The organism is Tabrizicola soli (assembly GCF_015999335.1).
GTDB lineage: Bacteria > Pseudomonadota > Alphaproteobacteria > Rhodobacterales > Rhodobacteraceae > Tabrizicola > Tabrizicola soli.
In genome coordinates, this window is sequence record NZ_JAEACP010000016.1 from 107,798 (window position 1) to 121,122 (window position 13,325).

Annotated in this window: 17 protein-coding genes and 2 pseudogenes; 6 read left to right on the top strand and 13 right to left on the bottom strand. The window is 65.7% G+C overall.

Annotated features, from left to right (window positions below; translation table 11 throughout):
* The first annotated feature begins 29 nt into the window (after positions 1-29).
* Both uvrC and I7S92_RS15665 read left to right on the top strand, forming a co-directional pair.
* Positions 30-1,889 carry an excinuclease ABC subunit UvrC gene (gene uvrC / locus I7S92_RS15660; RefSeq protein ID WP_197646042.1) on the top strand — a complete coding sequence of 620 codons (1,860 nt, stop codon included), beginning with the start codon at positions 30-32 and terminating at the stop codon, positions 1,887-1,889.
* A gap of 160 nt (positions 1,890-2,049) precedes the next feature.
* Positions 2,050-3,054, top strand: coding sequence for a P1 family peptidase (locus I7S92_RS15665; protein WP_197646044.1), 1,005 nt, complete (start codon positions 2,050-2,052; stop codon positions 3,052-3,054).
* Between the two features lie 297 nt (positions 3,055-3,351).
* On the opposite strand, the gene I7S92_RS15670 is transcribed toward I7S92_RS15665, so the two are convergent.
* From I7S92_RS15670 to I7S92_RS15685, 4 genes are all read right to left on the bottom strand, one after another.
* Positions 3,352-3,789 (bottom strand): molybdenum cofactor biosynthesis protein MoaE, encoded by a 438-nt coding sequence (locus I7S92_RS15670; RefSeq protein ID WP_197646046.1) that lies wholly within the window; start codon positions 3,787-3,789, stop codon positions 3,352-3,354.
* Between the two features lies 1 nt (position 3,790).
* Positions 3,791-4,039: a molybdopterin converting factor subunit 1 gene (gene moaD, locus I7S92_RS15675; protein WP_197646048.1), complete on the bottom strand. Its 249-nt coding sequence runs from the start codon at positions 4,037-4,039 to the stop codon at positions 3,791-3,793.
* On the bottom strand, positions 4,036-4,701 hold the full coding sequence (gene pgsA / locus I7S92_RS15680; RefSeq protein ID WP_197646050.1) for a CDP-diacylglycerol--glycerol-3-phosphate 3-phosphatidyltransferase: 666 nt from the start codon (positions 4,699-4,701) through the stop codon (positions 4,036-4,038). The genes moaD and pgsA overlap by 4 nt, the downstream gene beginning before the upstream one ends.
* 80 nt (positions 4,702-4,781) lie before the next feature.
* On the bottom strand, positions 4,782-5,114 hold the full coding sequence (locus I7S92_RS15685; protein WP_197646052.1) for a TFIIB-type zinc ribbon-containing protein: 333 nt from the start codon (positions 5,112-5,114) through the stop codon (positions 4,782-4,784).
* Positions 5,115-5,507: 393 nt separating this feature from the next.
* Here I7S92_RS15685 and I7S92_RS15690 point away from each other — a divergent pair.
* Positions 5,508-6,236 (top strand): annotated as a pseudogene (locus tag I7S92_RS15690) (L,D-transpeptidase); the annotation flags it as partial.
* A 157-nt stretch (positions 6,237-6,393) separates the two neighbouring features.
* Here I7S92_RS15690 and I7S92_RS15695 read toward each other — a convergent pair.
* Positions 6,394-6,735 carry a cupin domain-containing protein gene (locus I7S92_RS15695; protein WP_197646056.1) on the bottom strand — a complete coding sequence of 114 codons (342 nt, stop codon included), beginning with the start codon at positions 6,733-6,735 and terminating at the stop codon, positions 6,394-6,396.
* A 156-nt stretch (positions 6,736-6,891) separates the two neighbouring features.
* On the opposite strand from I7S92_RS15695, the gene panB reads away from it, so the two are divergent.
* The 3 genes from panB (at position 6,892) to I7S92_RS15710 (ending at position 9,157) form a co-directional block, all read left to right on the top strand.
* Positions 6,892-7,722: a 3-methyl-2-oxobutanoate hydroxymethyltransferase gene (gene panB / locus I7S92_RS15700; RefSeq protein WP_197646058.1), complete on the top strand. Its 831-nt coding sequence runs from the start codon at positions 6,892-6,894 to the stop codon at positions 7,720-7,722.
* Positions 7,719-8,552: a pantoate--beta-alanine ligase gene (panC, locus tag I7S92_RS15705; RefSeq protein ID WP_197646060.1), complete on the top strand. Its 834-nt coding sequence runs from the start codon at positions 7,719-7,721 to the stop codon at positions 8,550-8,552. Before panB ends, panC begins: the two co-directional genes overlap by 4 nt.
* Before the next feature lie 359 nt (positions 8,553-8,911).
* Positions 8,912-9,157, top strand: coding sequence for a 4-hydroxyphenylacetate 3-hydroxylase C-terminal domain-containing protein (locus tag I7S92_RS15710; protein WP_197646062.1), 246 nt, complete (start codon positions 8,912-8,914; stop codon positions 9,155-9,157).
* 147 nt (positions 9,158-9,304) lie between these two features.
* Here the strand turns inward: I7S92_RS15710 and I7S92_RS23515 are convergent.
* From I7S92_RS23515 to I7S92_RS15750, 8 genes and pseudogenes are all read right to left on the bottom strand, one after another.
* A pseudogene (locus tag I7S92_RS23515) lies at positions 9,305-9,721 on the bottom strand (recombinase family protein); the annotation flags it as partial.
* Positions 9,722-10,343: 622 nt separating this feature from the next.
* Positions 10,344-10,877 (bottom strand): phage virion morphogenesis protein, encoded by a 534-nt coding sequence (locus tag I7S92_RS15720; protein WP_197646064.1) that lies wholly within the window; start codon positions 10,875-10,877, stop codon positions 10,344-10,346.
* Positions 10,874-11,167: a hypothetical protein gene (locus I7S92_RS15725; protein ID WP_197646066.1), complete on the bottom strand. Its 294-nt coding sequence runs from the start codon at positions 11,165-11,167 to the stop codon at positions 10,874-10,876. The genes I7S92_RS15720 and I7S92_RS15725 overlap by 4 nt, the downstream gene beginning before the upstream one ends.
* The gene (locus tag I7S92_RS15730) at positions 11,160-11,747 is read right to left on the bottom strand and encodes a hypothetical protein (RefSeq protein ID WP_197646068.1); all 588 of its coding nucleotides are present in this window, start codon (positions 11,745-11,747) and stop codon (positions 11,160-11,162) included. Before I7S92_RS15730 ends, I7S92_RS15725 begins: the two co-directional genes overlap by 8 nt.
* The gene (locus I7S92_RS15735) at positions 11,744-11,917 is read right to left on the bottom strand and encodes a hypothetical protein (RefSeq protein WP_197646070.1); all 174 of its coding nucleotides are present in this window, start codon (positions 11,915-11,917) and stop codon (positions 11,744-11,746) included. The genes I7S92_RS15730 and I7S92_RS15735 overlap by 4 nt, the downstream gene beginning before the upstream one ends.
* 49 nt (positions 11,918-11,966) lie before the next feature.
* A complete protein-coding gene (locus tag I7S92_RS15740; RefSeq protein ID WP_197646072.1) occupies positions 11,967-12,281 on the bottom strand; it encodes a hypothetical protein in 315 nt (104 codons plus the stop codon).
* Positions 12,239-12,877, bottom strand: coding sequence for a hypothetical protein (locus tag I7S92_RS15745; RefSeq protein WP_197646074.1), 639 nt, complete (start codon positions 12,875-12,877; stop codon positions 12,239-12,241). Before I7S92_RS15745 ends, I7S92_RS15740 begins: the two co-directional genes overlap by 43 nt.
* The gene (locus I7S92_RS15750; RefSeq protein ID WP_197646076.1) at positions 12,877-13,191 is read right to left on the bottom strand and encodes a hypothetical protein; all 315 of its coding nucleotides are present in this window, start codon (positions 13,189-13,191) and stop codon (positions 12,877-12,879) included. The genes I7S92_RS15745 and I7S92_RS15750 overlap by 1 nt, the downstream gene beginning before the upstream one ends.
* Between the last annotated feature and the right edge of the window lie 134 nt (positions 13,192-13,325).

Consider the following 13,325-nt stretch of genomic DNA (forward strand, 5'->3'; position numbering starts at 1 on the left):
AGCCCTTCCCCTAGAATCGACGCCGCCAGATGACCGACGAAAAACCCCGCACCGGACATGAGGTGATCCAGGATTACCTCAAGACGCTCGACGGCTCGCCGGGCGTCTACCGGATGCTGAACACCGCCTCCGAGGTGCTTTACGTCGGCAAGGCGCGCAACCTGAAGGCGCGCGTGTCCAATTACGCTCGCCCTACGGGACATTCCGGCCGGATCGCCCGGATGATCCACGAAACGGCGTCAATGATGTTCCTGACCACGCGAACGGAACTCGAGGCGCTGCTTCTGGAACAGAACCTGATCAAGCAGCTGAAGCCGCGCTACAACGTGCTCCTGCGCGACGACAAGTCGTTCCCGAACATCCTGATCTCGGCTGAACACCCTTTCCCCCAGTTGAAGAAACACCGGGGCAAGAAGTCCGAGAAGGGCGCCTACTTCGGCCCCTTCGCCAGCGCCGGCGCGGTGAACCGCACGCTGAACCAGCTGCAGAAGGTCTTCCTCCTCCGCAACTGCTCCGACTCGATCTTCGACAGCCGCACCCGCCCCTGCCTGCAATACCAGATCAAGCGCTGCTCGGCCCCCTGCGTCGGCAAGATCACCGCCGAGGACTACGCCGCCCTCGTCGACGACGCCAAGCGGTTCCTCGAGGGCAAGACCACCTCGGTCCAGGCCGACCTCGCCCGCGACATGGCCGCCGCCTCGGAAGCGATGGAGTTCGAGCGCGCCGCCGCGCTGCGCGACCGGATCAAGGCGCTGACGCAGATCCAGCAGAGCCAGGGCATCAACCCGCAGGGCGTGACCGAGGCCGATGTCGTGGCGCTCCACCTCGAACACGGCCAGGCCTGCGTGCAGGTCTTCTTCATCCGCGCCAATCAAAGCTGGGGCAACCGCGACTTCTACCCCAAGACCGGCGCCGGGGCCGAGGCGCCCGAGATCCTGGAAGCCTTCCTCACCCAATTCTACGACGACAAGGAGCCGCCCCGGCTGATCCTGCTGTCGCACCCCGTCGACAACCCCGACCTGGTGGCACAGGCCCTTGCCGCACGCGCAGGCCGCAAGGTGGAGCTTGCCGTGCCCCAGCGTGGCGAGAAAGCCGAGCTGGTGGAGAATGCGGTCAGGAACGCCCGCGAAAGCCTGGCCCGCCGGATGGCCGAGTCGACCACGCAGAACAAGCTCCTCATGGGCCTTGCCGAAGCCTTCGACCTCGACGGCCCGCCGCAGCGGATCGAGGTCTATGACAACTCCCACATCCAGGGAGCGCACGCCGTCGGCGGCATGATCGTCGCCGGGGCCGAGGGCTTCCTGAAATCTCAATACCGCAAGTTCAACATCCGGTCGGAGGCCGGGGCCAACTCCGACGACTTCGGCATGATGAAGGAAGTCCTGACCCGCCGCTTCGAGCGCCTGCTGAAGGAGGACCCCGAGCGCAAGACCGACATGTGGCCCGACCTCCTCTTGATCGACGGCGGCGCCGGGCAGGTCTCGGCCGTGGCCGGGATCATGGCGGAACTGGGCGTAGACGACATCGCCATGGTCGGCGTGGCCAAGGGCATCGACCGCGACGCGGGCAAGGAGGAATTCCACCGCCCCGGCGAACGCCCCTTCGCCCTGCAGAGGAACGACCCCGTCCTCTACTTCATCCAGCGCCTGCGCGACGAGGCCCACCGCTGGGCCATCGGCGCCCATCGCGCCAAACGGGCGAAGGCCGTCAGCCTGACGCCGCTCGACGACATTCCCGGCATCGGCGCCATGAGGAAACGCGCCCTCCTGCAACATTTCGGCAGCGCCAAGGCCGTGGCCCGGGCCGGAGTGGCCGACCTCCAGGCCGTGGACGGGATCTCCGAAGCGATGGCGAGGACAATCGCCGACTACTTCTCGGCGAAAGGCTGACTCGTCGTCGTAGGGTGCGCTACAGCGCACCAAACCGGATCCACCCTTCCCCGATCTTCGGTCGAGAAAGAATCTGCGCCACGCCCCACCCTGCAGCCGCCCGCACCGCGCGCGACGGCTTGGCCTTCCCGCGCCCCTGCACCTCGGCTAGACTTGCCCGATGCGCCCCGGTCCGAAGAACCTGATCACCGATGTTCCCGGCCTTCGCGTCGGCAACGCCCAGGACGCCGCCCTGCGCTCCGGCGTCACCGTCCTGACCGCCGACCTGCCCTTCATTGCCGCCGTCCATGTCATGGGCGGCGCGCCCGGTACGCGCGAGACCGACCTTCTCGCCCCCGACCGGCTGGTGCAGGAGGTGGACGCGCTCTTCCTCTCCGGCGGCTCGGCCTTCGGGCTCGATGCCGGGACCGGGATCATGGCGGGCCTCCGCGCCCAGGGGCGGGGCTTCCCCGTCGGCCCGGTTCGCGTGCCGATCGTGCCGGGGGCGATCCTCTTCGATCTCCTGAACGGCGGCGACAAGGAATGGGGCGACAGCCCCTATCCCGCGCTCGGCCGCGCCGCGCTGGAGGGTGCCGGATGCGACTTCGCGCTTGGCGCCGCAGGCGCAGGCCATGCCGCGATGACCGGCAATCTGAAGGGCGGCCTCGGCTCGGCCTCCTGCGTGCTGCCCTCGGGGATCACGGTCGGCGCGCTGGTCGCGGTCAACGCGCTGGGTCAGGCGACGGTGGGCGAGACCGCCCATTTCTGGGCCGCCCCGTGGGAAGAAGGCGAGGAATTCGGCGGCCTGGGTCCCGCGCCGATGGTCGCGCACGAGGCCCCCCTGCCCCGCAAGCGCCTGGGTGAGGCCACGACCATCGCCATCGTCGCCACCGATGCCGACCTGGGCAAGGCACAGGCACACCGCCTCGCCACCGCCGCCCATGACGGCATGGCCCGCGCGCTGGCGCCCGCGCACACGCCGCTGGACGGCGATCTGGTGTTCGGCGTCTCGACCGGCGCACGGGCGCTGTCCGACCCCGTGACGGATATGTTCCAGCTTGGCCACGCCGCCGCCACCTGCCTTGCCCGCGCCATCGCAAGGGCGGTCTTTCTGGCCGAGCCGATGCAAGGCGACCTGCAACCCGCCTGGCGCAGCCGCTTTGCGTCCGGGTCCGGCAAATCCTGAACGCGGCATGGACCGATCGCCCGGTAAAGGCGGAACCCGATACCCACCCGGGAAACCGCTCCAGAGACCGGCAACCTGCATGCCGCGCGCATTGCCTGACTCATGGGCCGGTGACGGTGCCCCCGTTACCCGGCACCTTTCTCTGGCGGGTTCGATTCACCCCTCCACGAAGGTCAGGAGAACTTGGGGCGGGCACCCCGCCTGCCGCACAGGCCGCCGCAATTTTCTAAGAAACCCTTAATGCCCGCAGCCAAGGACTTGAAATCATTGGACCGGCAGACGTATCCACGCGTGGCGCTACCACCGCTTCAGCGCGTCCTCATCCGAGTCCTTCGCCGCCACCCAGCTCTCCCCCCCGTCCCGGCTCTCCTTCTTCCAGAACGGGGCGCGGGATTTCAGGTAGTCCATCAGGAACTCCGCCGCCGCGAAGGCATCCCCCCGGTGCGGCGCGGCCGTCGCGACCATCATGATCGTCTCCCCCGGGGCCAGCCGCCCGTGCCGGTGGATCACCAGACCGTCCACCAGCTTCCAGCGGTCCACCGCCTGGGCCAGGATCGCCTGGATCGCCTTCCCGGTCATGCCGGGGTAGTGCTCGATCTCCATGCCCGTCAGCCCGCCGTCCGGCCGCACGATGCCGGTGAAGCTGACCACCGCCCCCGCCCCCGCTGCCCCGGCGGTGAAGGATGCGACCTCGGCTCCCAGGTCGAACGGCTCGGACTGGACGGAAACGCGCATCTCAGCCCCCGGTCATCGGCGGGAAGAAGGCAACCTCCCGCACCCCGGCGAGAGGCGCATCGAAATCGGCCAGCTCCTGATCCAACGCCACCCGCAGGGCCGAGATGTCGGCGAAGGCCGCCGCATAGCGTTCCTCCCGCGCGCAAAGCTCCTTGACCAGCCCGGCGACCGTCGCGGCCCCGGTCTCGACCCGCTCGCGCGGCAGGCCGATGCGCTCGCGCACCCAGGCGAAATAAAGAACGTCGATCATTTCACGTCCCGCAGATAGGGCAGCGACTTGGCGAAGTATTCCCAGCCCGTCACCGCCGTCAGCAAGGCCGCCAGCCACAGAAGCGCGATCCCCGCCAGATTGGCATATGAGGCGCAGTCCCGGCTGCCGCAAGCCCGGATCGGGTCGGCGGTGCCGGCGATCACGGCCTCGACATACTGCTCGGGGGTCATGCCCTGCATCGCGACGCCGTTCAGATATTCCAGCCCCGTGCCCAGGAACAGCACCGCGATCGCCAGCATCTGCGCCGTGGTCTTCCACTTGGCCAGCCTCGTCACCTTCAGCAGCCCGGACTTCGCCCCCATGAACTCACGCAGGCCCGAGACGAAGACCTCGCGGAAGAGGATGACCGTCGCGGGCAGGATCAGCCAGGGATTCATCCCGTTGTAGCCGGTGATCACCATGATCGCGATCACCACCATCGCCTTGTCGGCGATCGGATCCATCAGCGCGCCGAACTTCGATTCCTGCTTCCAGAGCCGGGCGAGGTAGCCGTCGAACCAGTCCGTCAGCGCCGCGCCGACGAAAAGCGCCAGCGCGAACCAGTCGGCCCAGGGGCGGTGGAAATACAGGAACATCACCGCCACGCCCGGCGCTGCCAGCAGGCGAAGAACGGTAAGACTGTTCGGAATGTTCCAGGTCATGTCGGAGTGGTAGACCAAGCCCCGAGGCGGCGAAAGGGGTTAGTTGCCTTTCGCCGGTCCCGGTCGCCCGGTCCGTCCGGTCAGAAGTCGAACAGGTCGGACAGGAAGCTCTCGCGCCGCTTCTTCCGGTAGCCGGGGCGGTGATCGTTGTCGTCATCGTCCCTGTAGCGGCGCCGGTCATCCTCGCGATACTGTCCACGGGGTTCGGGCTGGTAGACCGGCGCGGCCTGTTGCGGCGGCGGGGGCGGGGCCACCGGAGCAGGCGCAGGGGCCGAGGCCGCCGCCGAACGCTCGATGATCTTGTCCAGCTCGCCCCGGTCCAGCCAGACGCCGCGGCATTTCGGGCAGTAGTCGATCTCGACCCCGCCACGGTCGGCCATCACCAGAGTCTCGTTGTCGACCGGACAGCGCATTTCCTACCTCTCTGCCATGTTCACCCGCCTTAGATGGGGTCGCAAACCGCCCCCGCAAGGGCCGAAATCGCGCTTGCGCGAAAGGTCACAAGGACACATGCAGGGACAAGGGTCGACGATGGCGGGGCCGCTGGCCGCGAAGCTTCCGGGCCGGGACCGCCTGGCATCCTGTAGGCCGGGGCCTTGCGGCCGGGCCGGGTGAGTCGCTTGGCAGGACCGTTCCGGCCCATGGTGAACCGTCGGGAACGCGGCCGACCCAGACTCGGTTCCCGTTCCGGCGTCGTGACGGCCGCAACCCCGAAGAATAAGGAAAACCTGCGCTTTTAGGCTTGACGGATGCCTGTCCCCGTGGCGCAAGGTGGCCTGAAGCTGCCACAACCTCGAGTCTGCAAAGTGAAACCCCACCTCGCCCGGATCCTCGCGATCCTCGCCTTGCCTTTGCTGGCCGCTTGCGCCGGTGCCCCCACCTCCAAGGAACCGCCCGTCGTGCCCGGCTACGAGGGCGTCCAGGACGGTGAGTTCTTCATCGAGCCGGTTCCGGCGAAATACCTCTACGACGGCAACCGCCGCGAGGAGGTGGCCTATAGCGGGAGCGAGGCTCCGGGAACCGTGGTGGTCGATACCTATTCGCGCAAGCTCTATCTGGTGGGCGAGGGCGGGACGGCTACGCGCTATCCGATCGCGGTCGGGCGTGAGGGTCTGTCCTTCCGCGGCACCGGGGTGGTCGGGCGCAAGGCGGAATGGCCCTCGTGGCAGCCGACCAGGAACATGGTGCGCACCCGGCCCGACCTTTATGCGGCCTATGCCGGCGGCCTGCCGGGCGGGCTGATGAATCCCTTGGGCGCGCGGGCGCTATATCTCTATCGCGGCGGGCGCGACACGATGTTCCGCATCCACGGCACCTCGGACGCGGCCTCGGTCGGACATGCGACCAGCGCGGGCTGCATCCGCCTGTTCAACCAGGACATTCTCGACCTTTACGGCAAGGTGCCGCATGGCGCCCGGGTGAAGGTGCGGACCGAGGCGGAGAGCCTGGCCATCGAAGGCCCGCAGATGACCGACGCATACGGCCGCGTCGTCCCCGAAACGCCCGAGAACCTGGCGAAGAAGGAAGAGGACCTGGCAAGGATCGCCAGGCAGGAGGAAAAGGACCTCGCCGCCGCCGAAAAGGCCGAGAAAAAGCGCCTTGCCGCCTGCCAGCGCCGCGGGATCGAACCCGACGAGTGCCCCCGCCCCGCCCCCGCCGAGGCGGTGGTGACGGCCGGGACCTCGGACAGCTCTAGGAACGGATGACGTAGTCCTTCAGGGTGGTCTCCACGACCTCCCATGTGCCCTCGAAGCCGGGGCGGATGATCAGGCTGTCGCCCGCATGCAGCTGGGTGACGGTCCCGTCGGCCCCGGTCAGGATCGAATAGCCGCTGAGGATGTGGAAATATTCCCACTCGGTGTAGCTGACCCGCCATTTGCCGGGGGTAGACTGCCAGAGGCCGCAGTAAAGGCCATCGGTTTCCTCCAGACTCCAGGTCGAATGGACCGGATCTCCGGACATCACCTTCTCGGGCGCGGGACGGGTGGTTTCGGGCACGGTGCCGATGCGGTTGACGCGCTGGAACAGGGTCATTGGTCTCTCCTTTGGTTCCATTCAGGGCAACCGGCCCGGCGCGGTCAAGCCCGTGGCGGCGGTTTCGGCGGTGCTGCGCTGCGGCGCAAATCTGTTGCGGTGGCTTTCCGCTTGTGCCCATATGGCCGGAGAGCGAACCCGCCTGCGAGGCCCAAGATGAGCGCGACTTCCCCGGTCCGGCCCGTGCTTCCCCCCGATATCCGGTCCCGCAAGGGCGGCGTGCCGCTGGTGGTGCTGACGGCCTATTCAACCCCGGTCGCACGACTGGTCGATGCGCATTGCGACGTGGTTCTGGTGGGCGACTCGGTGGGAATGGTGATCCACGGCCTGCCCTCCACGCTGGGGGTGACGCTGGAAATGATGATCCTGCACGGCCGCGCGGTGGTGCGGGGGGCGCAGAAGGCGATGCCGGTGATCGACATGCCCTTCGGGTCCTATGAGGAGGGTCCGCAGCAGGCGTTCCGCAACGCGAGCCGCCTGATGGCCGAGACCGGCGCCCCGGCGGTGAAGCTGGAGGGCGGCGCCCACATGGCCGAGACGATTGCCTTCCTGACCGCGCGGGGCGTGCCGGTGATGGCGCATGTCGGCCTGACACCGCAGGCGGTGAACACGCTGGGCGGCTACAAGGTGGTGGGCCGCGAGGACGAGGCCGCGAGGGTGATGGCGGATGCGAAGGCGGTCGAGGCGGCGGGGGCCTTCTCGGTCGTACTGGAGAAGGTGCCCGAGGGGCTGGCGGGGCGGATCACCGAGGCGCTCTCGATCCCGACCATCGGCATCGGTGCGGGGGTGCATTGCGACGGGCAGGTGCTGGTGGTGGATGACATGCTGGGCCTCTTTACCGAATTCCGGCCCAAGTTCGTCAAGCGCTTTGCCGAGCTGGGCCGCGCTGCGGACGAGGCCATCGCCGCCTATGCCGCCGAGGTGCGCACGCGTGCCTTCCCGGCGGCCGAACACTCTTTCCCCGATGCGGTGCCGGTGAAGAAATGATCCTGAAGACGGTGGCCGACCTGCGGGCCGTGGCGCGGGGCTGGCGGGCGGCGGGCGAAGTGATCGGCGTGGTGCCGACGATGGGGGCGCTGCATGACGGCCACCTGTCGCTGGCGCGTCGGGCGCGGGCGGAATGTGACCGGGTGGTCACCACGGTCTTCGTGAACCCCAGGCAGTTCAACAACCCGGACGACCTGAAGAAATATCCCCGCACCCTGGAGGCGGATGCCGAGCTTCTGGGAGCGATCCCGGTAGACGCGATCTTCGCCCCGCCGGTGGAGGAGGTCTATCCCGAAGGATTCATCACCAACGTGACGATGCAAGGCGTGGCGCAGCCGCTGGAGGGCCACATGCGCCCCGGCCATTTCGACGGCGTGGCGACGGTGGTGACGAAACTGTTCGGAATGACGCTCGCCGATCGGGGCTATTTCGGCCAGAAGGACTGGCAGCAGTTGCAGGTGGTGCTGCGGCTGGTGCGAGACCTGAACATCCCGGTCGAGGTGGTGGGCTGCGAGACGATCCGCGAGGCGGACGGGCTGGCCATGTCCTCGCGCAACGTGCGGCTGACGGCGGCGGGGCGGGCGAAGGCGCCGGTGCTTTTTGCGGCGATCAGCCGGGCGGCCGAGGACATCCGCGCGGGCCACGCCGACCGCATGGCGATCCGCGAGGCGGCCGAGGCGATGCGCGAGGCGGGCTTCGAGCGGGTGGAATACATCGAATTGCGCGACGCCGAGACGCTGATGCCCTCGGACGACCCGCGTCGCCCGCGCCGGATGCTGGCGGCGGCCTGGCTGGATGGGGTCCGGCTGATCGACAATATCCCCGTGTAGGCGGCTTGCGGTCTCCGGGCCGCACCTTCCCCTTGGGACCACCCGAGGATCGATCCATAGCCTTCTTCTATCTCGATCACGATAATACAGTATTCCAAAAATTCTGCGACCCATAGGAGGATCACTCAAGTCAGCCGCCAGGCTTGGCTTGCATTCCGGTGAACAGCAAAGGACTGAAGTTCTATTCTCGCCGGTCCATGAAGCGGGGGCTGTTTCCGTATTCGACACTCCGCTGTCCAGCAAGTTCGACGAGACCGATACAGTGGTCTATTTCGACGAGGTCGAGAGTGCCTGGGACCGGGTCTTCTTCTGCAAGGACATCTCCATGGGCCAGGCGCAACGGCACAAGACCTGCGCGCATGTCCTGCAGGATCACCAATGCCAGGCGCGCTGTCGCGAAGCTTCGTATTCTGGTGGGGATTGCCCGGCGCATTGTCAAGATCAACGGTATCGTCGACTTCCCCAAGGTGCGCGAGACGCTTGGCCTGATTGGACTTTCCCGGGAAAAGTGGAGAGCACCAACTGAGGAACCAGGAGGTGTTCTCTGGGAAACGGGAACCGGCCGACGCCGGAGTTTCGGCGTGAAGCGGTGCGGCTGGCACTGACCAGTGGCCGGACGCGGCGAGAGATCGCGGAGGATCTGGTCTGACAGGGCCGCAAGCCAGCCGCTCCTTCCGGCTCTCCCGCTGAAACTCCGCGATGAACTCCTGGATCAGATCGGGATGCAAAAGGTGGTCCTTCAACCCCGAGAGAACCCGGGTCTCGACATCCGTCCGTTTGATCGTCTTCCGGTTCGAGCAGGTCCCGGAATTGCGCGCCACCGCGCAGCCAAGCCGGCTTGCGCTGATCAGGATATAGGCCGAGCCACAGCAGCCGCAGGTCAGCGACCCCGACAGCAGGTAGCGCGGTCGATGACCCCGTTCGATCCTGGGTGCCTTGGGGCCTTCAGCGCGCTCCGTCAGGATCTCCTCCCGGATCGCGCCCTGGTGCTGCTTCATCCGGGCCCACAAGGCGTCGTCGATGATCCGCAGATGCGGCACCTCTTCGGAGATCCACTCGGAGGCAGGGTTCATCCGGACCTGCCGTTTGCCGCTGTCCGGATCCTTCACGAAGCGCTGACGGTTCCAGACCAACCGGCCAACGTAGAGCTCGTTGTTCTTCAGGACCCCTACGGAGCTGTGCGGCGGGCTTCTGCCCTTCCCGGTTCCGCCGGTTTACGCGGAGTATATCATCGTCGAAATCCAGCTCCCTGTCTGGAGGTATCTCCGCGCCCGCGCATCAAGTCTGTGGACAGTCGACGCGTTCCCCGGTCCTGGCGGCCGGTGACCTCAGGCCGGACAATCCGGCTCCTTGGTCCCGCCCTACGGGCCGGAGGTCCCGGGAGGATGCGGCCCTTCGGCATCGAACGTCAGGTCACTGGCACCCGATCTGCGCGGGAGGTCTCTATTCTCTTGCCCTTCTTCACCGTCCATTGGAGGGGGACTTTCATTTGGAACGGTGGAAAATCTCTGAGAATGAATCGCTGCCAATGGCTTACTGAATCTCGCCCGAAGCGGTGGTGAAAGAAGGAGGTCGAAAGCGCGCGATCAGCCCGCACGGAGGCAGCATCTAGCCAGCATTTTCCTGACAGATACCGCGCATCAGGCCACATCCACCTGACATTTGCGTGGGGGCACGCAATGGCGTATTCTGTGGTTGTCGTCGTGAGCGCACTGGTGGATCGGTATCAAAGCCGACGACTGGGATGGTTGAACCACCTTAGCCATCCCGAATCCAAGCATTCAGGGCCGCTCAGCGGGTCAGCCAGTCTTCTGCATCTGCGGTGATCACGTCCAGATCACGGGAGCCAAGGCCGAGGAACGGGCGGGCTGGGATGGTGATCGTATGGGCGCGGATCGGCACTTCCGCGCCGTCTGGGCGCTCGTCGCGTGTCGCAAAGCGTCGTCCTGCCACCCGGCGTTTGGCTTCCGCCTTCTGGATCGTGCCGCCCAGCTGATGAATTGCGGCGTAGGGGGCCACCGCTCCGACCCTCAGCCTGTCGGCCTCGACTTCGAACTTGATCGACCCTGCAAGAAGACCGCGATCCCGCAAGATAGACAGGGCAGACCGGAAATTCTTGGCGTGTGCCCGGATGGTTGCAGGCTTCAGAGGCGTCCACGGCGTTCCGTCCGGGCCGCTCTCCGCGTGGAAGTTGTCGCTGGCCGATTTGACCATGTGGTTCCCGATTGATCTGTAAAATGGCCGAATGTCGGCCATGTGCCGAAGGATCGCGTCTAGGTTGGCGCTTGCCCCGTCGAGGTTAATCCTGATGCTGATCCCGCTCACCGCCCGCCCCCTTCAATCACCTGGTCAACCGCATCGGCGAAGCTGATGCCTTTTTCACGGGCGATCCTCCGGGCGGCGAAGAATGTCGCCTCGCCCTTCCGGTCCACCTTGTGGCCGTCAGGAATATTGTGGCCGGGCCGCATGGGCGGGCCGGCCATCGGATCGGGGCCAAGATCCATTTCCCCGAAGTTGACGACCTGCGGCTGACGGGCGAGGTAGGACTGGAACCAGCCCTTGCGGGTGACGGCATCGCCGCCGTCAGAAAAGCTGACAGTCTCGCCGTCATTCATCCTTGAATACCAGCAGAACCCGGCCCTCTCCAATCAGCTTTTCAACCTCCTGTTCCCGGACCTGACGGCGCAGGCGCATCAGCTTGTCATTCTGGGCGAAGCTGGCGGCACCGGGCCTGTCCTGGCTGAATATCAGGCTGTCACCCGTGCCGCCGTGGAACTTGACCGGCTTCAAGCCGGGCACGGCAGGTGCTGCCGCGCCCAGAAAGCCGACATGCTTCAGATAGAAGGTGCCGGGCTTCGGATTGGCGCTGCTGCTGGGCAGGAACAGCGAGATGGAAACGCGCTTGTAACGCCCGTTGCGCACCACCTCGGCAAATTCCGCCACCGTGTCCTGAAGCGTGGCCTTGAGGATGCCGCCCTCGACATAGAGGCTTTCCACCCAGCCAAATGCGGGGGCGTCAATCTCGGGGTGGCCGATCACGACAGGGGCCTGCGCAAGCTCCCTGTCATAAGTTGCGGCGATCTGCCGAAGGCTCGCCTCGGTGATGGTCTGGGCCGTGCCCCCCATGGGCTGGAAGGTGCCAGTGCGGAAGACTTCGATAGGACCGTATTTGCCTGTTGTCCCGGTCATGATCATGCCCCGACGATATTGCTGAACAGAAAACCCGAGGCGATGCCGGTCAGCACCGGCTTGCGTTCATAGGTCACGCCGTAAATCCACGACCGCTTGCCGCCTTCCCAGCGGGGCGGTTTAACGAAGGGATGCCCCTTGAGGGTGTAGGTATAGCCGAAGGACGGTTGTTCCATGGCGGCATCCTGCATCGGCGTGTAGGCTAGGCCACGCACTCATAAATTGCTAGCTCTGGAACGGAGGAAGCTTACCGTTGACGCGCACCTGAATGCCGGTGGCAACGAACACGCAGATTTCAGCAACCTCGACCGGAACACCGGCCTGCCGCGCGACCTCGTGGATATTGCGGACTTTCAGTTTCGCTTCGCGCATGGCGTCGAATTGGACCCTCAGCGCTGTATGGATGAACTGCAAATCCTGACACTGCTGGCGGATGATGCTTTCCGCGTCCCAACTGATCTGATTGTTGTCATCGCCGGAGGTCAGCGTGTAGCCGATCATCGTGCCAAAGGCTTCCAGCATACTGATGCCGGTGTGCATGGTTTCCAGAAGCTCGGGAATGCCGCCGTAATTGTCGGTGCGAATAGCGTCCATGGTAAACTTCTTTCTGGATAGCGGAAATCAGCGCTTGGCGCGGTCGAGATGAGGGCATCCGTCTTGCCGGTGACGAGAACCAGAGCCTCACGGATATTCGAGAGGCTCACGGCCCCGCCTTGCGCACCGTGCCGGGCCATCTGCAGGGTCTGGACCAGTTCGCGGGCATTGCCTTTGGTGCCGAGGGTGAGCGCGGCCCCGAGGGCGGCTTCATCCTTGACGCCATAGGCCTTCGCGATCAGCTCGCAGTCGCCCTGATCAAGGTTGGGCAGGAAGAAACGGGCACCGATCCGGCTTTCGATCTGCTGAAGCGCGACCGAGTCTTTCTTGCCCGAGGTGGCGATGCGCTCGGCATTGCCGCCAAGGACAAGGGCAAAGCCGCAGGTCTCGTGGATGCGGAACAGTTCCCGCTTCACCGCATCTTCCATGGTCTGGAACTCATCGACCACCAGAAGATTCTTGCGGGCACAGGAATGCCGTTCACGCCATGCGAAGTGCCGAACAACCGCATCCATCTCGCTGATGATAGGCTTGGTCAGCATCAGGATGCCCTTTTGTCTGCGGGGTAGAGGATCGAGGCGCGGGCGGCATCCACCGCAAGGGCCTCATCCTCTTCCTTGTGGGAGGTTTGGGGTTCAAGTGGCGCGATAGGCGGGCGCATCAGGCCCTTGCCGCCAAGGCCGTTCACCAAAATGATGGTATCTGGGGTATTCGGGGCCACATTGCCCCGCCGTTCGCTCCAGGCGATCATGTCGGCCAAAACGTCGATGTCCGGAACTGATCTGTCCAAGGTGGAAATCGCCCGATTGTAGAGGCTGGCGCGGCGGGCGCTTTCCTTGGCGCCGCGTGGGTCCATGACCTCGTAGGGTCAGGACCCATTGATTGGCTTGAGGCGACCCGGCCTGCATGATTCAAGCTCCCGAACTGACGGGGGTGAAGATGAGCAACCTTTTCTGGCTTACGGACGAACAGATGGAGCGGCTGACGCCG